This window comes from Mycobacterium nebraskense, from assembly GCF_002102255.1.
GTDB lineage: Bacteria > Actinomycetota > Actinomycetes > Mycobacteriales > Mycobacteriaceae > Mycobacterium > Mycobacterium nebraskense.
On sequence record NZ_LQPH01000108.1, the window covers coordinates 15,620 to 34,032 of the forward strand.

At 63.1% G+C, this 18,413-nt stretch carries 19 protein-coding genes; 15 read left to right on the forward strand and 4 right to left on the reverse strand.

Features of this window, described 5'->3' with window-relative positions; all coding sequences use genetic code 11:
• Positions 1-257 precede the first annotated feature (257 nt).
• Positions 258-1,019 (reverse strand): SDR family NAD(P)-dependent oxidoreductase, encoded by a 762-nt coding sequence (locus AWC17_RS12435; protein ID WP_046182937.1) that lies wholly within the window; start codon positions 1,017-1,019, stop codon positions 258-260.
• A gap of 320 nt (positions 1,020-1,339) precedes the next feature.
• Between AWC17_RS12435 and AWC17_RS12440 the strand changes: the two genes are divergently transcribed.
• Together AWC17_RS12440 and AWC17_RS12445 are read left to right on the forward strand one after the other, a co-directional pair.
• Positions 1,340-2,170, forward strand: coding sequence for an AraC family transcriptional regulator (locus tag AWC17_RS12440; RefSeq protein WP_167385578.1), 831 nt, complete (start codon positions 1,340-1,342; stop codon positions 2,168-2,170).
• 169 nt (positions 2,171-2,339) lie between these two features.
• Complete coding sequence (locus tag AWC17_RS12445; protein ID WP_231614217.1) at positions 2,340-3,641, forward strand: NAD(P)/FAD-dependent oxidoreductase; 1,302 nt, start codon at positions 2,340-2,342, stop codon at positions 3,639-3,641.
• A 69-nt stretch (positions 3,642-3,710) separates the two neighbouring features.
• Here the strand turns inward: AWC17_RS12445 and AWC17_RS12450 are convergent, their stop codons facing one another.
• From AWC17_RS12450 to AWC17_RS12460, 3 genes are all read right to left on the reverse strand, one after another.
• Complete coding sequence (locus AWC17_RS12450; RefSeq protein ID WP_046182953.1) at positions 3,711-4,922, reverse strand: TetR/AcrR family transcriptional regulator; 1,212 nt, start codon at positions 4,920-4,922, stop codon at positions 3,711-3,713.
• A 64-nt stretch (positions 4,923-4,986) separates the two neighbouring features.
• A complete protein-coding gene (locus AWC17_RS12455; RefSeq protein WP_046182935.1) occupies positions 4,987-5,379 on the reverse strand; it encodes a limonene-1,2-epoxide hydrolase family protein in 393 nt (130 codons plus the stop codon).
• 498 nt (positions 5,380-5,877) lie between these two features.
• Complete coding sequence (locus AWC17_RS12460) at positions 5,878-6,063, reverse strand: hypothetical protein (RefSeq protein ID WP_085164698.1); 186 nt, start codon at positions 6,061-6,063, stop codon at positions 5,878-5,880.
• A 274-nt stretch (positions 6,064-6,337) separates the two neighbouring features.
• Here AWC17_RS12460 and AWC17_RS12470 point away from each other — a divergent pair, with 274 nt between their 5' ends.
• The 13 genes from AWC17_RS12470 (at position 6,338) to AWC17_RS12530 (ending at position 18,335) form a co-directional block, all read left to right on the forward strand.
• A complete protein-coding gene (locus AWC17_RS12470; RefSeq protein ID WP_046182952.1) occupies positions 6,338-7,123 on the forward strand; it encodes an MlaE family ABC transporter permease in 786 nt (261 codons plus the stop codon).
• A 51-nt stretch (positions 7,124-7,174) separates the two neighbouring features.
• Positions 7,175-7,984: an ABC transporter permease gene (locus tag AWC17_RS12475; protein WP_141224608.1), complete on the forward strand. Its 810-nt coding sequence runs from the start codon at positions 7,175-7,177 to the stop codon at positions 7,982-7,984.
• A 4-nt stretch (positions 7,985-7,988) separates the two neighbouring features.
• A complete protein-coding gene (locus tag AWC17_RS12480) occupies positions 7,989-9,356 on the forward strand; it encodes an MCE family protein (protein WP_046182933.1) in 1,368 nt (455 codons plus the stop codon).
• Between the two features lie 40 nt (positions 9,357-9,396).
• Positions 9,397-10,425 (forward strand): virulence factor Mce family protein, encoded by a 1,029-nt coding sequence (locus AWC17_RS12485; protein WP_046182932.1) that lies wholly within the window; start codon positions 9,397-9,399, stop codon positions 10,423-10,425.
• On the forward strand, positions 10,422-11,693 hold the full coding sequence (locus AWC17_RS12490) for a virulence factor Mce family protein (RefSeq protein ID WP_047323844.1): 1,272 nt from the start codon (positions 10,422-10,424) through the stop codon (positions 11,691-11,693). Before AWC17_RS12485 ends, AWC17_RS12490 begins: the two co-directional genes overlap by 4 nt.
• Positions 11,690-12,991, forward strand: a complete 1,302-nt coding sequence (locus tag AWC17_RS12495; RefSeq protein ID WP_046186077.1) for a virulence factor Mce family protein — start codon at positions 11,690-11,692, stop codon at positions 12,989-12,991. The genes AWC17_RS12490 and AWC17_RS12495 overlap by 4 nt, the downstream gene beginning before the upstream one ends.
• 50 nt (positions 12,992-13,041) lie before the next feature.
• Positions 13,042-14,157 carry a virulence factor Mce family protein gene (locus tag AWC17_RS12500; RefSeq protein ID WP_046186081.1) on the forward strand — a complete coding sequence of 372 codons (1,116 nt, stop codon included), beginning with the start codon at positions 13,042-13,044 and terminating at the stop codon, positions 14,155-14,157.
• Positions 14,158-15,624, forward strand: coding sequence for an MCE family protein (locus tag AWC17_RS12505; RefSeq protein ID WP_046186078.1), 1,467 nt, complete (start codon positions 14,158-14,160; stop codon positions 15,622-15,624).
• A gap of 44 nt (positions 15,625-15,668) precedes the next feature.
• The gene (locus tag AWC17_RS12510; RefSeq protein ID WP_308292913.1) at positions 15,669-16,277 is read left to right on the forward strand and encodes a mammalian cell entry protein; all 609 of its coding nucleotides are present in this window, start codon (positions 15,669-15,671) and stop codon (positions 16,275-16,277) included.
• A 116-nt stretch (positions 16,278-16,393) separates the two neighbouring features.
• Complete coding sequence (locus tag AWC17_RS12515) at positions 16,394-16,876, forward strand: hypothetical protein (protein ID WP_082123165.1); 483 nt, start codon at positions 16,394-16,396, stop codon at positions 16,874-16,876.
• Positions 16,877-16,886: 10 nt separating this feature from the next.
• A complete protein-coding gene (locus tag AWC17_RS12520) occupies positions 16,887-17,240 on the forward strand; it encodes a DUF732 domain-containing protein (protein WP_046186079.1) in 354 nt (117 codons plus the stop codon).
• 10 nt (positions 17,241-17,250) lie between these two features.
• Positions 17,251-17,916 (forward strand): CAP domain-containing protein, encoded by a 666-nt coding sequence (locus AWC17_RS12525; protein WP_046186080.1) that lies wholly within the window; start codon positions 17,251-17,253, stop codon positions 17,914-17,916.
• 74 nt (positions 17,917-17,990) lie between these two features.
• A complete protein-coding gene (locus tag AWC17_RS12530; RefSeq protein ID WP_082123164.1) occupies positions 17,991-18,335 on the forward strand; it encodes a DUF4333 domain-containing protein in 345 nt (114 codons plus the stop codon).
• Positions 18,336-18,413 lie beyond the last annotated feature (78 nt).

The following is an 18,413-nucleotide window of genomic DNA, read 5'->3' on the forward strand; positions in this document are numbered from 1 at the left end:
ATTCGATAGCGTTAGGTCGCAAAGCAATTGAGGAAAGACTTTTGTGTGGACCTTTCCCGACGTTCCGCGGTGAAGTCGTCGATAGGTGGGCCAGCTCGGGAGATATTGGCCTCGCCAACCACCCCGGGTTGCTGGGTCTTAAGATCTCTTGCATCGAAAGACATTTGCCGTCACAAATCCTGGGATAAGCCGCGCCAGCCTCCCTATAGGGGGACGGGTCGCGAGCTTACGGTGGCGAGCCGTACTGTCCGACATCGCTATTGAGCCACCAGCCCGCCGTCGACGAGCAGCGGATGGCCGGTCACGAAGCTCGATTCATCCGATCCCAACCAGAGTGCGGAGCGGGCCACCTCGTCCGATGTCGCCACCCGTCCGAGCGGGGTCTGCTGGTCGAGCGATTCGCGCAGACCCGGAATCTCTTTGGTCACTTTGTCGAGCATCGGGGTGTCGACCATGTGCGGGCAGAAGGCGTTGACCCGGATACCGTAGGGCGCCACGTTCATCGCGGTCGATTTCACCAGGCCCACCACGGCGTGCTTGCTCGCAACATACGCGGCGAGCCCGGCGGACCCGACGACACCGGCAGCCGATGCCGTGGCGACGATGATCCCGCGCCGGCGACCGATCATTCCGGGCAGGACTGCCCGAAAGGTTCTCCACGTGCCGACGACGTTGATATCAAGGATCTTGGTTAATTCGTCCTCCGGATAGGTCCACACATTTCCGGGAGGCCCGAGGACGCCGGCGTTGGCAAACGCGACGTCGATCGCTCCCATTTCCTCTAATCCACGGTTGACGAGTTCGGTGACCTCGGCAGTGTTCGAGATGTCGCATCCTGCGTGATAGACCGCTGCCGCTTGCGCCCTCAACTCCGCAGCGGTGTCGGCCAGTCGATCGCGCTGAATGTCCCCGAGGATCAGCCGGGCTCCTTCGCCTGCCGCGGCGAACGCGATGGCCCGACCGATGCCGGATGCCGCCCCGGTCACCAACACCGTCTTGTCGAGATATCGTTCGCTCATGATCGCCGCCCTGGTTGGGAACCCCTTGCTAATCCGTATTCCCGACGCTAACTTCGAATCGGCACCGTGAATACGGATTAGCAAGGGCGTACAACGCTAAGCGCAAGCGCATTCAACGCCGGGCCAAGCGCATCCAAGAAAATGCGAATACTTTGCCGATTGCCCGGTTAATACACAGTTCTTCGGACTTACACTCTCTGCATGACGATTTCGCCAGGCAAGCAGGTGTGCCGAAGCAGTTCGGTGCCGCGATGACTCCCACGGGTTTCCAGAACGTAGATGCTACGGGGGTAGATCGCGTAGTCCCGGCTAAGTGCGTCGTGGCCACTCGCGACGGTGAGTTGCCGGGTGCGAACTTGCGCGTCTACCAATTCCATTCGCGTCACACCCAGGTCCCCCCGCTGCGCGACATCGCAGTCATCGCCTGGCATACGTCGGCGCAGATTGCGTTGCGATGCGGCCCCATCCGCAGCCGGACCCAGATGGCTCCTGGGGACTTCTCTATCCTGAGCCCCGGCTATGAGTCGGCCTGGCAGTGGAGTAGATCCTTCCGGGCGACCGTGCTCTATATCAACGAGCGCCGATTGACCGACTTCGCCTCCGAAGTCTTCGACCGTCACGTCGACAGAGTTGCGGTCCGCGAGGCATTCCAGGTCCGAGACCCCGTCATCCAGCATGGAATCGCAGCGCTGGCAATGGAGTTGCACGGAGACGCCTTCGGCGGTGGGCTCTACAGGGAGGCGCTGCTGACGCAGCTCTGCGTGCACATGCTGCGACACCACGCTGAAACCCGCCTGCGGGCGCCCAGATGTCCGGGAGCCCTGAGCGCCGTGCAAGCACGCCAGGTCGCCGAGTATATCGACGGCAATCTCGCTGGTAGCCTGTCCCTGCATTCACTCGCCCGTGTCGCGGGAATGAGCCAGTACCACTTCGCCCGGCTATTCAAGAATCGCTTCGGCACTCCGCCGCACGCATACGTTCAACAACGGCGCGTCGAGCGGGCACGTCAGATCATCGTGGATAGCGACATGGCGCTCAAGGAAGTCGTTGGTGCGACGGGTTTCTGCGACCAGAGCCACATGACGAAGTCGTTCAAGCGCGCATTCGACATGACACCCGCGGAGCTGCGTAACCTGGCCTCGGGTCACTAGCGGTCAGTTTCCGCGCTGCGTGCAAACTTGTACCAAGAACAGCGCAAGGTCATACAAGACGCCGCGCCGCCACGGTTCGCACACTTCGATCATGACTGGGAAAGACACGGTTCGCTTTGGCGGGTTTGGAGGGCGGCGCGCCATCGTGATCGGCGCCAGCACTACGGGTATGGCCGCATCCGCCGTTGCTGCAAGGCATTTCGAATCGGTGACCACTATCGACCGGGACCGCCTGCCAACTGAACCGCGATGGCGAAAAGGCGTGCCTCAGTCGCACCACGGCCACATCCTGCTGCGTGGCGGGCAGAATGTCTTCAACCACTATTTCCCGGGTCTGACCACCGACCTGCCCGCCAGGGGCTCGGTGGAAGTTGACATGGCCAACGATATCTGCTGGTACCACTCCGGGGGATGGAAGAAACGTTTCGACAGCGGGCTTACGATGCTGTGCCAAACCCGTGGCTTCCTAGAGCATTACATCCGCCAGCGGCTGATGCAGCTGCCTAATGTGACAATGCTGGAGAACACAAAGGTTCAGGGGTACCAAGCCCACGGCAGCCGGATAACGGGCGTGAAACTCGCCGACGGGACCGTTCTGGAGGCGGACCTGGTCATCGACGCGAGCGGGCGCAACTCCGACACCCCACGGTACCTTGGTTCCCTCGGATTCGGATCTCCCGAAGTCAGTGAGCTCAAGGTCGATATCGGTTATTCCACCACATTGTTCGCACCATCCGGCAGCGCCCGTGACTGGAAGGCGATGTTGATCCACTCCAGGCCCCCCGCGACGCGAACCGCGGCGCTGCTGCCCATCGAAGGGGGCCGCTGGATCGTGACACTGCTGGGCTGGCAGGGCGACTACGCCGGCGCAGACATCGAGAGCTTCCTCGACTGGACGAAGGGCCTACCGGTCCCGGATCTGTACGAGGTTCTGCGCGAGTCGACCTGCTTGGAAGAGATCCATCGCTGGCGGTTCCCAGCGAATCTGCGTCGCCGCTACGACAAGCTGGCGTCCGCACCTGAGGGCATCGTCGTCGTCGGCGACGCGAATACCTCGCTGAATCCGCTTTACGCACAAGGCATGTCGCATGGCGCTGTCGGAGCCAGCATTCTGGACAAGTGTCTGAGCGACCAACGAGTAGCCACTGGCGCCGGCCGAATCGACGGACTGTCCAAGCGCTTCCATCGCGCGTACAGCCGGTTCCTCGACGAGTGCTGGTTCACGTCCACCGTAGAGGACTACGGTGCGGTCTCCTCCAATGGGGGTGGTCGGCTGACATCGAAACTCGCTAGTTGGTACCTCGGAAAGGTCACCGAAATGACCTGGCGCGATATGGGTGTCGCCAGGGAGTTCATCGACGTGATGCATCTGCAGCGCGCGCCGACGACCTTGATGCGACCGTCTGTTGTCATGAAAGCGCTGCTGCCGACCTCCTCGTCCGCCCACCAATCCCGGCCGGTTCGCGCGTGATCGCCAGCCGCAATCCGATTGGCCGCGTGGACAGTCGATACCGATCGGCTGCGTCGGGAGATGCGAAACTCAGTGTGCTCTGCTGGATTCTGACCGGCTAGTCAGGATGGACAACGCAATCGCGGTGATCTCGTCAGCGACTCCGGCGTAGCGCGTGAGATGCCATGTGCGGGCGACATCTTCAATGAAGCTGATCGCGGCCGCAACAAGCAGGCGCGCCTCGGCGGCGGTCGTCTCGGGGACCACCTTGCGGATGAGGTCAATCCACACTGCCTCGCGGTCGGCCTGATTCCGCAGGTAGCCGTCGCGCACTTCGTCTGAAGCATGTGACAGTTCGGTGACTGAGACGGCAACCAGGTCCGGGGCGTCCAGGCTGATGCGGACATGGCCTTCGACGAGCCGGTGCAGACGTTGCACCGCTTCGGAAGTCGCGTGTATGGCGCGGATGCACTCCAAGCTCCACCACTCATCCAGGCGGCGGATGAGCGCATCCAAGATGGCTTGTTTGGAGGAGAAAGAGCGATACAGGCCGGGCCCGGCGATTCCGGCTCCTTTGCCGATTTCGCTGGTGCTGACGGCCGGATAACCCTGTGCGCGGAACAGTCGCGCGCCCGCGGCCAGCAGGGTCTCGTAGCGGGAGAACAGCACACCTTCCTCGTCGCGCACAGCGTCAAGAGGCGGCAACTCGCAGACCGGAGGCGTTCTGGCCGCGGCCATGCAAGCTCGGTACAGCCGCTCGTTGAGTTCATCGGCTCCAAGCGTCAGATTGTGCCGACCGAGGCTCGTCAACGTGCTGGACACCGCCCACGCCCGCAACTCCGAATGCTGCGGGCTCAGACCGGGCACCTCCAGAAGAACGCTTTCGCGCATGCCGGCGACGATTGCGTTGATGCGACGCCGGACCTCCGCGCGGTCATTTTCGTTGAGGTACCGGGCTTCGCGTTGCCACAACACCGTCAAGGACCGAGACGCCACTGCTGCTGCGATCAGGTCCGGTAGATCGACGTTCAGCGGCCGGGGTGTCGGCACCGCCTCGCCATCGGTGAGACGACGCGCGCTCTGGTACTGATCCTGGCCGGTTCGGATCGCTTCGGCGAGTAACGCCTGCTTGTTGTCGTAGTGGCGATACAACGCACGCGCGGTGACTCCTGCGGCCTCGGCGATGTCCTCCAACTTGACCGAATGGAAGCCACGGTCGATGAAGAGCCCGACCGCCTGCTCCAAGATCTGCTGCTTGCGGTCCTTCGGACGGCGCCTAACGGGTTGGGCCGGGGTCTCAATGGTCCCCATCGACTCGAACCCCCTTCGTGCGCGCCGGAATTACCGGTCCTGCCAGAAACATCACCTACAGTTTCATCCCGCTCTGCCCCTCGAAGTCCGCGAGGTCAAAATAGTCGCTGAAGCGCGTGATCTTGCCGTTTTTGACCTCGAACACGCCGGTCACTGGCAGCACGACTTTCCGGCCGTCGTTCATCGTGAAGTAGTCAACACGTTCGACGAGCACCAGTCCTGGCTCAGCGGCCAGTGACAGGATGTCGAGCTTGGCATCGGAGAACGCGTCCAGGAACGCCTGAAACACCGCGCGTATGTCGGCGATGCCCTCGACCGGCTTGACCGGCACGTTGTGATAGACCGCGTCGTCGGCGAAGCCACGGCAGATGCTGTCGAGGCTGCGCGCCTGCCACGACCCGAGAAAGTCTCGGACGAGGGTTTCACTGGTTTCCTTGGTATCGGCCATCCGGATGACTCCTCCTCAGATGTCGCGCACCGGTGTCGGATTAACAAAATACATTATTGCAGATATATGCACTATAACATCGTGATTTACTGCGGAGACCACTACGCTGGATGCATATCGTCGATGGACATATACTCGATCCCCACGCACATCTACCCCCGCTCGGTTACGGGCGCTTCCCTCTTTCGGGCCACCAAGACTGCCCACCAGTGACGTCGAAATGGATGGCAAGTTGATCCGCAAAGGGGAAGTGCTCGATCACTGTCAGACGATCGCCGTGACCGGGGAGCCCCGGCGGCAAGCAGACCGCAAACGTGCTGACCCACGCGTATATCCGCCTGCGCCTTCATCTTTCATAACCAAAAGGGGCATGATGACCACGACGACCGAGTCACGCAATATCTTGACTACCAAAGACCATCTATACCGCCGCCCCGCCGGTGACCTGAAAACCGCGCTCCGCTATCTCGATCTCAGGGTGGGTATTACGTCACCGCCTCACCAAATGCCGCGGTAATCGCCTGCGCAGAGGATCATTTCGGTGCCGTAGAAGTGGGGCAGGACAACCAGATCGTCGAGATGCAGGTCATGCGACTTAGAGCGCAGCGTCCACAACGCCGTCAGACTGTGGCCCGTCGGGGGCTCCAGTTGGTTCCCGAGTGAGCTGTCCGGCCGACGTGACATGCCCCGGAGCCGGGCCGCAGCGCAGCAGTGTGGACGCAGGGCTCCCAGCCTGCATGCAGGCAGTACTGGCAAGGTACATCATTAGCCACTTGTGGCGATTTGCTTGCTTATTTACGGCTTAGTCAGCGGCTGTAATGCGTATTGGCTATGGACATGATGGTCGCGTGCCGCGTACTCTCGCGGATGTCACTCGTCCACTTCAATCTGTCCGGGGGGGCAACGTGAGCAACTCCACCCGACGACACAGCATCGAATCCAGGTGGTGCGCAGCGCGATGGTGACGGTGGTCGATCGACCGACTTATCCGGCGTTGAAGCCGGTCCGCGCGATGGGCGACTTCTTCGTGATGGCGCTGGACACGTTCGTGTCCATTTTCAGGCCACCGTTCGCGTGGCGTGAATACCTGCTTCAGTGCTGGTTCGTGGCCCGGGTGTCGACACTGCCGGGCGTGTTGATGACGATCCCGTGGGCGGTGATTTCGGGCTTCCTCTTCAACGTGCTGCTGACCGATATCGGTGCCGCGGATTTTTCCGGCACCGGCTGTGCGATCTTCACCGTGGACCAAAGCGCCCCGATCGTCACGGTGTTGGTGGTCGCGGGCGCCGGCGCCACTGCCATGTGTGCCGATCTGGGCGCACGCACCATCCGCGAAGAACTCGATGCGCTGCGGGTCATGGGCATCAACCCGATTCAAGCGCTGGCGGTTCCCCGTGTGCTGGCGGCCACGACGGTATCGCTGGCCCTGAGTTCGGTGGTGACAGCGACGGGTCTCATCGGCGCGTTCTTCTGCTCCGTATTTCTCATGCACGTCTCGGCGGGTGCGTGGGTGACGGGTCTGACCACCCTTACCCACACGATCGACGTCATCATCTCGATGATCAAGGCGACGCTATTCGGGCTGATGGCGGGGCTGATCGCGTGCTACAAGGGCATGTCGGTCGATGGCGGCCCGGCCGGCGTCGGCAGAGCAGTGAACGAGACTGTGGTCTTCGCCTTCATCGTCTTGTTCGTCATCAACATCATCGTTACCGCCGTCGGCATGCCGTTCATGGTGTCGTGAGGTGAACCGATGACGGTCAGTGTCCCCAGCAGCCCCACGCGGATGCAGCGTATGACGAAAACCGCTGTGGGCGAATGGACCCGGATGGGATCGCAGGTGCGGTTCTATGTCAGCGCCGTCGCCGGGATTCCAGACGCCGTCATGCGCTACCGTGGCGAGCTGCTGCGGGTGATCGCGCAAATGGGTCTGGGCGTCGGGACTCTCGCGGTGATCGGCGGAACGGTGGTCATCGTCGGATTCTTGGCCATGACCACTGGTGCGATCGTGGCGGTGCAAGGCTATAACCAGTTCGCCTCCGTGGGCGTAGAGGCCCTAACCGGCTTCGCGTCCGCCTTCTTCAACACCCGCGAGATTCAGCCGGGAACCGTCATGGTCGCGCTGGCCGCCACCGTCGGTGCCGGCGCCACGGCGCAGCTGGGGGCGATGCGGATCAACGAGGAAATCGATGCGCTCGAGGTGATTGGGATCCGCAGCGTCAGCTATCTGGCGAGCACCCGGGTAGTGGCCGGGGTGGTCGTGGCGATCCCGCTCTTTTGCGTGGGCCTCATGACCGCATATCTGGCCGCGCGCGTCGGCACCACGGTCGTCTATGGGCAAGGGTCCGGCGTGTACGACCACTACTTCAACACCTTCCTCCGCCCGACCGATGTGCTCTGGTCGTCGTTCGAAGTGGTCGTGGTCGCCCTGATGATCATGCTGGTGTGCACCTATTACGGGTACACCGCGCACGGCGGGCCGGCCGGCGTGGGCGAAGCCGTCGGCCGGGCCGTGCGCGCCTCGATGGTCCTCGCGTCGATCGCGATAGTCGTCATGACACTCGCCATCTATGGCCAATCACCGAACTTCCACCTGGCGAGCTAGTGACATGAGTCGCGGACCAAATGGACACCGTCTGCACGACGGATGGTGGACGCTGATCCTGTTCGCGGCAATCGGTGTGGTTGTTCTCGTGACGGCGATGGCGTTCAGTGGCACGCTGCGGTCCTACGTGCCGGTGACGCTGACCGCTGACCGCTCCGGGCTGGTAATGGACACCGGCGCCAAAGTCATGATGCGCGGCGTGCAGGTCGGCCGGGTCAAACAGATCGACCAGACCAGTCAGGACAAGACGGGCTCCAGCCTCAAACTGGAGATCGAGCCCGACCAAATCCGTTATATCCCGGCCAATGTCGAGGCACAGATCAGCGCCACCACCGCGTTCGGTGCGAAGTTCGTCGACCTGGTGGTACCGCAGAACCCGAGCCGTTCGCGGCTGTCCGCCGGGGCTGTGCTGCATTCGAAGAACGTCAGCACCGAGATCAACACCGTCTTCGAGAACGTCGTCGACTTACTCAACATGGTCGATCCGCTCAAATTGAACGCGGTGCTGACGGCGGTGGCCGATGCCGTACGGGGGCAAGGTGAACGGATAGGCAGGGCGGGTTCCGACCTCAACCAGGTGCTGCAGGCACTCAACGCGCGCAGCGAAACGATTCGCCAAAACTGGCGATCCCTAAAAAACTTCAGCGACACCTACAGCGCGGCCGCCCAGGACATCGTGACGATCCTGAACGCCGTGAGCACGACGAGCACGACCGTCGTGAATCATTCAAACCAACTCGATGCCCTGTTGCTCAACGTGATTGGCTTGTCGAATTCCGGAGCCAATCTTCTCGGATACAGCAGGGACAATCTCGTCGCGTCGATCAACACCCTCGAGCCGACCACGAACCTCCTACTCAAATACAACCCCGAGTACACCTGCTTCCTGCAGGGCACCAAGTGGTATCTCGACAACGGCGGCTATTCGGCGTGGGGTGGCGCCGACGGCCGGACGCTGCAACTCGATGTCGCGCTGTTGTTGGGCAACGACCCCTATGCCTATCCCGACAACCTGCCACTTGTCGCCGCTAAGGGCGGCCCCGGCGGAAGGCCAGATTGTGGGTCGTTACCGGATGCCACCAAGAACTTCCCGGTGCGCGAGCTCGTCACCAACACCGGGTGGGGAACCGGGCTCGATATCAGGCCCAACCCCGGCATCGGGCATCCGTGCTGGGCCGACTACTTCCCGGTGACCCGCGCCGCGCCCAAGCCACCGTCGATCCGGCAATGCATTCCCGGGCCGGCAATCGGCCCGAATCCAGGGGGCCCGCCGTACGGCGCGGCGCTGTATGGACCGGGCGGAGTGCCGCTGTGGCCGGGGGTACCGCCGGCCCCGCCGCCGGCCGAGCCCGGTCCGGCGCCGCCACCGTGACTGTCAACAAGCCCACTAAAGACCAAGCGGGAGAGGAACTATGCAGGAAAACCTGAGCGGCGTCGCAGTGCGCCTCGGTGTCTTCCTGACGGTTTGCCTGCTGACCGCGGCGCTACTGGTTGCCGTCTTCGGGGAGGTGCGGTTCGGCGAAGGCAAGACGTACTACGCCGAGTTCACCAACGTGTCCAACCTCAGGGAGGGCAAGCTGGTCCGCATCGCCGGCGTTGAAGTCGGCAAGGTCGAGAAGATCTCCATCAACCCGGACGCGACCGTGCGCGTTGAGTTCACCGCCGACAACTCGGTCACCCTCACGCAAGGAACCCAGGCGGTGATCCGGTACGACAACCTGTTCGGCGACCGTTACCTCGCGCTGGAAGAAGGGGCCGGCGGTCTCGCCGTCCTTGCTCCGCGCCAAACGATTCCGCTGACCCGCACCAAACCGGCGCTGGACCTCGACGCCCTGATCGGCGGCTTCAAGCCACTGTTTCGCGCACTGAACCCCGAACAGGTCAACGCGCTCAGCGAACAGCTGCTGCGGACGTTTCAGGGACAGGGCCCCACGATCGGGTCATTTCTGAATGAGGCTGCGGCCGTGACCAATACCTTGGCGGACCGCGATCAGCTCATCGGGCAGGTGGTCGACAACCTCAACGTGGTGCTGGGTTCGCTTGGGGACCAGAGCGATCGGCTGGACAAAGCGGTGACATCGTTATCGCAGTTGGTGCACGGGCTCGCCGAACGCAAGACCGACATCTCCAATGCGGTGGCCTACACGAACGCGGCAGCCGGATCCATCACCGACCTACTGGCGCAAGCCCATGCGCCGTTTTCGAAGGTGGTTCACGAGACCGATCGGGTCGCGGACGTCGTCCTCGCCGACCACGACTACCTCGACAATCTGCTCAACACGCTGCCGGACAAGTACCAGGCGCTGGTCCGCCAGGGTATGTATGGCGACTTCTTCGCGTTCTACCTGTGCGATGTCGTGCTCAAGGTCAACGGCAAGGGAGGTCAGCCCGTGTACATCAAGGTGGCCGGTCAGGCCACCGGGCGGTGCGCGCCGAAATGAGATCACACGCGGAACGCAACCGGCTGATCATCGGCGCCGCCGGCATCGTGACGATCGCCGTACTTGTCCTGGCCGCCATGCAAATTCAGAATCTGCCCTTTCTCGATCAAGGTAAGAGTGTCTCCGCCTATTTCGCCGACGCAGGTGGGCTGCGAACCGACAACACCGTAGAAGTCTCGGGCTATCCGGTGGGAAAGGTCTCCAGCATCGAACTCGATGGGCCCGGTGTGCTGGTGAAGTTCCACATTGACAACAACATTCAACTCGGAAGCCGCACCGAGGTGGCAATCAAGACCAAGGGCCTGTTGGGCAGCAAGTTCCTTGACGTCATGCCGCGTGGTGAAGGCCGCCTCGACGGGCCCATCCCGATCGAGCGGACGATGTCGCCCTACCAGCTGCCCGATGCGCTGGGCGACCTCGCCACCACGATCAGCGGGCTGAACACCAACCGGCTGTCGGAATCACTGGACACGATGGCGCAAACCTTTGCCGATACGCCGGCCTATTTCCGCAACGCGCTGAAAGGTGTGTCCCGGCTTGCCCAAACACTCGATGAGCGCGACACCCAATTACGTGGACTGCTCGACAACGCCGCCAAAGCGACGGGGGTGCTGGCCAAACGCACCGACCAGATCGTGACCCTGGTGCGCGACACGAACGCGCTGTTGGCGCAGCTGCGAACGCAAAGCGCAGCCCTGGACCAGCTCTGGACGAACATCTCGTCGGTATCACGGCAATTACAGGGCTTCATCGCCGAGAACCGACAGCAGCTGCGACCGACGCTGGACAAGCTCAACGGGGTGCTCTCGATCATCGAAAACCGCAAGGAACGGGTGCAGAAGGCCATCCCGCTGATCAACTCCTATGTCATGTCACTCGGCGAATCGCTGTCCTCCGGTCCCTTCTTCAAGGCCTATGTGGTGAATCTGCTGCCCGGCCAATTCGTGCAGCCGTTCATCAGCGCCGCGTTCTCCGACCTCGGGCTGGACCCGGCCACGTTGCTCCCCTCACAGTTGACGGACCCGCCAACCGGCCAACCCGGAACTCCGGCGTTGCCGGTCCCGTACCCGCGGACTGGCCAGGGTGGCGACCCACGGTTGAATCTGCCCGACGCGGTCACCGGCAACCCCGGCGACCGTCCGTGCGGGTTGCCGGGCGTGCCATTGCCCGGCCCCGGCTGCTATCCCTTTCGGGAGCCACCGCCCGCTCCGCCGCCCGGCGGTCCACCACCCGGGCCGCCCGCGCAGCAGCCGGGAGGGAACCCATGACCGCGAAGCTGCGGCGTTCCCGGTCCGCGCTGGCGACCACCCTCATCCTGGTGCTCATCGCGGGCGTGATCGTCACGATGCGAACCGCGGGCGAGGCCGCCCGCACCGTCGTGGTCGCCTACTTCGACAACAGCAACGGGGTGTTCGCCGGCGACGATGTCCGTATCCGGGGTGTACCGGTGGGCAAGGTACTCAAAATTGAACCGCAGCCGCTGCGGGCCAAAATCTCGTTCTCGTTTGACCGCAGGTACAAAGTCCCCGCCAATGCCGAGGCCGCGATCCTGTCACCACAACTGGTGACGGGCCGGGCCATCCAGCTGACACCGCCATACACGGGTGGGCCCATCATGGCCGACGGCGCGGTCATCCCCCAGGACCACACTGTGGTGCCGGTCGAATGGGATGACCTCCGGGCACAACTGCAGCGGTTGACCGAGTTGTTGAAGCCCACCCGGCCAGGCGGCGTCAGCACGCTGGGTGCATTGATCAATACCGCCGCCGACAACCTGCGCGGGCAAGGACCCACGATCCGGGACACCATTATCAAACTGTCGCAGGCCGTTTCGGCACTCGGCGACCACAGTAAGGACATCTTCTCCACCTTGAAGAATTTGTCGATACTCGTTACCGCGCTACACGACAGTGCCGATCTGCTCGCGCAACTGAACCACAACCTTTCAGCGGTCTCGGCAGTGCTGGCCGACGACCCGAACAAGGTCGCCCAAGCGGCCGAAGACCTCAACGCGGTCGTCGGCGATGTGCAGAGCTTCGCCGCCGAGAACCGCGAAGCGATCGGCACCGCATCGGACAAGCTCACGTCGATCAGCAACATGCTGGTCGGCAGCCTCGACGACATCAAACAGACACTGCACATCAGCCCGACGGTGCTACAAAACTTCAACAACATCTTCGAACCCGCCAACGGATCGCTGACCGGCGCCCTAGCGGGAAACAACATGGCCAACCCAATCGCCTTCTTGTGCGGAGCGATTCAGGCCGCGTCACGATTAGGAGGCGAGCAAGCGGCGAAACTCTGCGTCCAGTACATGGCGCCGATTGTGAAGAACCGCCAATACAACTACCCGCCGATAGGGGAGAACCTCTTCGTCGGGGCCCAGGCCAGGCCCAACGAGGTCACCTACAGCGAGGACTGGATGCGTCCCGACTACGTTCCGCCAGTGGTCGATCCGCCACCCGCCGCCCCGCCGGCTCCCGACACGCCGGCGAGTGCGACGGTTGCGACCGACCCCGCTGCCGGTCTGCGCGGCCTGATGACGCCGCCGGGAGGTGGCCAGTGAAAAGGGCCGTGGGAACCGGCCACTCGCACCGCTTGGTGGCGGGTCTGCTGATGATCGTGGCCGTGGCCGGGGCATCCGGCTGTGGCTGGCGCGGCCTGAATTCGCTGCCGCTGCCCGGCACGCAGGGCAACGGATCGGGGTCTTATGTGATCCAAGCCCAGATGCCTGATGTCAACAATATTCAGCCGAACTCGCGGGTCCGCGTCGCCGACGTGACGGTCGGGCATGTGACGAAAATCGAGCGTCAGGGCTGGCACGCGCTGGTGACCATGCAACTCAACGGGGATGTCGCCCTGCCCGCCAACGCCACGGCCAAGATCGGCACGACCAGCTTGCTGGGCTCCTACCACATTGAGCTCGGTGCACCGAAAGACGAACCGCCACAAGGAAAGCTACGCGACGGCTCCGTCATTTCGCTGGCACGCGGCGGTGCCTACCCGAGCACCGAGCAGACGTTGGCGGCGCTGTCGCTGGTGCTCAATGGTGGCGGACTGGGCCAGGTACAGGACATTACCGAAGCATTGAGCACCGCGTTCCGCGGCCGCGAGCAAGACCTGCGCAGCCTGATCGGGCAGCTGGACGAATTTTCCGCACACCTCAACGACCAGTCCGGTGACATCGTCGCGGCCACCGAGAGCCTGAACCGACTGGTCGGCAAGTTCGCCGCCCAGCAACCGGTCCTGGATCGCGCCCTGGCAACTGTCCCCGATGCCCTCGCGGTGCTGAACGCCGAGCGAGACAAGCTCGTTGAGGCCGCCGATCAGTTGAGCAAGTTCAGTGCCCTGACCGTCGACTCAGTCGACAAGACCAAAGTGAACCTGGTCAAGGAACTACAGCAAGTCGGACCGGTGCTCGAGTCGCTCGCCAATGCCGGTCCAGCCCTGACACGATCGCTGTCCCTGCTGGCGACCTTCCCGTTTCCGAATGAGACATTCGAGAATTTCCAACGTGGCGACTACGCCAACCTGACCGCGATCGTCGACCTCACGCTGAGCCGGATCGACCAGGGACTGTTGACCGGCACCCGGTGGGAGTGCCATCTGACCCAGCTCGAACTCCAATGGGGTCGCACCATCGGCCAGTTCCCCAGCCCGTGCACCGCCGGCTACCGAGGCACCCCTGGCAATCCGCTTACCACGGCCTATCGCTGGGACCAGGGGCCCTAGATGCTGCATCTGCCGCGCCGCGTCATTCTGCAGCTGGCCATCTTCACCGTGATTGCGGTGGCCGTGCTGGCTGTCACTTTCCTGCATTTCGTCCAGCTGCCCGCCATGTTGTTCGGCGTCGGCCGCTACACGGTGAAGATGGAGCTTCCGGAAGCCGGCGGGCTGTATGGCACGGGCAATGTCACTTATCGCGGCTCCGAAGTGGGCCGGGTGGAATCGGTGCGGCTGACCGACACCGGCGTCCAGGCGGTGCTGTCGCTGAAATCGGGCATCGAAATTCCATCTGACCTCAAGGCAGAGGTGCACAGCCACACGGCGATCGGCGAGTCGTATGTCGAGTTGTTGCCCCGCAACGCCACTTCGCCGCCGCTCAAGGACGGCGACGTCATTCCGCTGACCGCCACTTCGGTGCCGCCCGACATCAACGCCCTGCTCAGTGCAGCGAATAACGCTCTGGGGGCAATACCTCACGACAACTTGAAAACGGTCGTCGACGAGTCGTATATCGCGGTGGGCGGGCTTGGTCCGGAACTTTCCCGGCTGATCATGGGAACCTCGGACCTGGCGACCGATGCCCGCAAGAATCTTGACCCGCTGGTGGCGCTGATCGACCAAGCACAACCGGTACTGGATTCGCAGACCCGCACCTCGGATGCGATCGCAGGGTGGGCATCACACCTGGCCGCGGTGACCACCGAATTGCAAACCCACGACGCAGCCGTCGGCGGCGTCATAGACAAGGGTGGTCCCGCGTTGGGGGAGATGCGCCAGCTGATCGAACGCGTGCAACCCACCTTGCCCGTCCTGCTGGCCAACCTCGTCAGCGTCGGCCAGGTCGCACTCACCTACCAAAGCGACATCGAACAGCTGTTGGTGGTGTTCCCGATGGCCATCGGCACCGAACAGGCGGGCATCCTTGCCAACTTGAACACCAAGCAGGCGTATCGGGGCCAGTATCTGAGCTTTAACCTCAACCTCAACCTGCCTCCGCCGTGCAACACCGGATTCCTGCCGGCCCAACAGCAGCGCATCCCCACGTTCGAGGACTATCCGGGCCGCCCGGCCGGCGATCTGTATTGCAGGGTCCCGCAGGACTCGCAGCTCAATGTCCGCGGCGCCCGGAACATCCCGTGTGAAACCGTGCCCGGCAAGCGGGCACCCACCGTGAAGTTGTGCGAGAGCAACGAACAGTACGTGCCTCTCAACGACGGCTACAACTGGAAAGGCGACCCCAATGCCACGTTGTCCGGTCAGGGCATCCCCCAGCTGCCACCCGGACCCGGGCAGGGGACAGCGGGCAACCCCGGACCCGGGCCGGCGCCGCCACCCATCGCCGCAGCCCAGTACGACCCGGCCACCGGCACCTATACCGGACCGGACGGCCGCCAGTACACGCGATCCGACCTGGCTCAGACCGCGCCGAAAAACAAGACCTGGCAATCGATGTTGCTACCCCCGGGGAGCTGACGACGATGCACAACCCACCAAGCACGAAGTCGATGGAGAACGGTATGTCGGTAACAACTGATTCCGAACCGGCCGTTCCGGCCGGCCATGCGCGGGACGACGTCGAGGACCTTGCCGCCGAATCCGATGCGGCCGAACTGGTTAGCGGGCCGCCGACCCGAGCGAGGAAAACCGCGCCGGCACGTCGCGCGATACTGTTCGGGCTTGTCGTGATCGTCGCCTTGGCGACGTTGCTGTGCTGGCTAGGATTTCGTGTCCACCAGTCGCAGCAGGTGCAGACCCAGCGTAGTCAATTGCTGCAAGTGGCCAGGCAGGGCGCCTTGAACCTGACTACCATCGACTGGCGGCATGCCGACGCTGATGTGCGCCGCATACTGGACAGCGCGACCGGAGAGTTCTACAACGACTTCTCCAAACGCTCAACGCCATTCATCGAGGTGCTTCAGCAAGCCAAGGCCACCACGGTCGGCACCATTACCGAGGCGGGGCTGGAGTCGCAGACCCCGGACACAGCCCAGGCGCTGGTGGCCGTGTCGGTGCAAACGTCGAATGCCGGTGAGGCCGACCCGGTTCCGCGGGTATGGCGAATGCGGATCACGGTCCAGAAGGTCGGTGATCAGGTCAAGGTCTGCAATGTTGGATTCGTGCAATGAGCGCGGTCAAGTCGCCCCGAGTGGGCGAGCGTGAGGAAGCCGCCTCGCTGCCGGAAATGGTCGCCGATGTCGACTCGCCAGATACCGATGACAGCTCGGGAAGAGCCTGGCGTCATATCAGCTGGTCACGGGTGATCGCTTACGGGCTGCTGCCCGGTTTGGCGTTGTCGTTGGCAGCTGCTGCGGGTTTTTTGAAATGGCGCGACGCCTCCGTCCGCGACGTTGCGGTGGCCCGAGCGGAATCCGTGCAGGCCGCTACCGACGGCACCGTCGCGCTGCTGTCCTATCGGCCCGACACCGTGCAGAAGGATCTCGAGGCCGCGCGGGGGAGGCTGACGGGTACCTTCCTCAACGCCTACACACAATTGACCCACGACGTGGTGATCCCCGGAGCACAGCAAAAGCAGATCTCTGCCGTGGCCACTGTCCCGGGCGCGGCGTCAGTGTCGACTTCCGCCAACCACGCCGTCGTCCTGCTGTTCGTCAACCAGTCCATCGTGGTCGGCCACGACGCGCCGACCAATACCGCGTCCAGTGTCCGGGTCAGCCTTGACAAGGTCGAAGGCCGCTGGCTGATCTCGCAATTCGATCCGGTCTGAGCTCATCGCTATGCAGCACCGCCGGTTCCAACACCCATCCGCAAGGTCGCTCGCGGCTCTGGCGTTGGCGGGTGCGTTGTTGCTCGCGGTGCCACCGAACGCACACGCTGATGTGGTGGCCTATCTGCTCAACGTGACGGTGCGTCCCGGCTATCACTTCGCCGATGCCGATGCAGCGTTGGTGTACGGACATGGCATCTGCGACAAGATATCTCGGGGTCGCAGCTACGCAGAGGTCATGGCCGACGTCAAGGACGACTTCAATACTTCCGATGAATTCCAGGCCTCGTACCTGATCAGTCAGGCAGTTAACGAGCTGTGCCCCGCCCTGATCTGGCAGCTGCGAAAGTCCGCGTCCAACTGAGGAGACCGACATGAAGCATCGCATGCTCATCCTGTCCGCGCTGTCCGCCATGGCCGCCAATGCCTTTTCTGGTGCACCCGCCGCGCAGGCCGACAACAAGCGGCTCAACGACAGCGTGGTCGCCAACGTCTTCACCGTTCAGCACCAAGCCGGCTGCAGCAATGACGTCAAGATCAACCCGCAGCTACAACTGGCCGCGCAATGGCACACCCTCGATGTGCTGAACAACCGTGACCTCGACGGCGACATCGGCTCTGACGGTTCCACGCCGCAAGACCGCACGAATGCCGCAGGTTTCCACGGCAAGGTAGCCGAAACAGTGGCTATCAACCCTGCCGTAGCGATCAGCGGCATCGAGTTGATCAATCAGTGGTACTACAACCCCGGCTATTTCGCGATCATGTCGAACTGCGCCAACAGCCAGATCGGGGTGTGGTCGGAGAACACCCGGGATCGGACCGTCGTGGTGGCCGTTTACGGGGAACCGGATCGGCCTCCAACGGCACCCCCCAAGGCAACGCCGACCGGGCCGCCGCCCGCCGTGGCCTTGCAGGAGAACGTTCCACTCGATCCCAGCCCCGACTACGACGCCAGTGACGAGATCGAATACGGCATCAACTGGCTGCCGTGGATCCTGCGTGGCGTGTACCCGCCACCTGCCCTGCCACCGCAATAGCTACGTGGCCATCAATGCGGCGGCGAACCGATGCCTGCCGCGGTAGCGTGATCGTCACTCAAGGAGGCACGCAGATGACACGCACCGTCCGGGCACGACGCTGTACGAGCCGGCCGACTGGTATCCGCATCGGGGCGGGTGTATTTGCCGGGTTGCTGGCGCTGCAGCTGACCGGCTGTAGCTCCAAGACGACAGTCAAACCCGACGGCGCGGCGCAGTCCGTCGTCGACGTCGTCTCGAGCCAAACGGGATTCCGCCCGAACGATGTGAGTTGTCCCTCCGGCGTCGAAGCCAAGGTCGGCCAAGAGTTCGACTGTCACTTCACCGGCCCGGAGGGCAAGCGCTACACCGCGCACATGCGCATCACCAAAGTCGACGGCGAACAGGTCGTCTTCGACGTCAAGAGCCGCCCAAGCTAGGCCGAAGTTCCCCCCGCTAAGTGGGGTCTGAATCCCCAATGTGCTTGGTGAGCAGGTGTTCTGCGGTGATTATGTGGC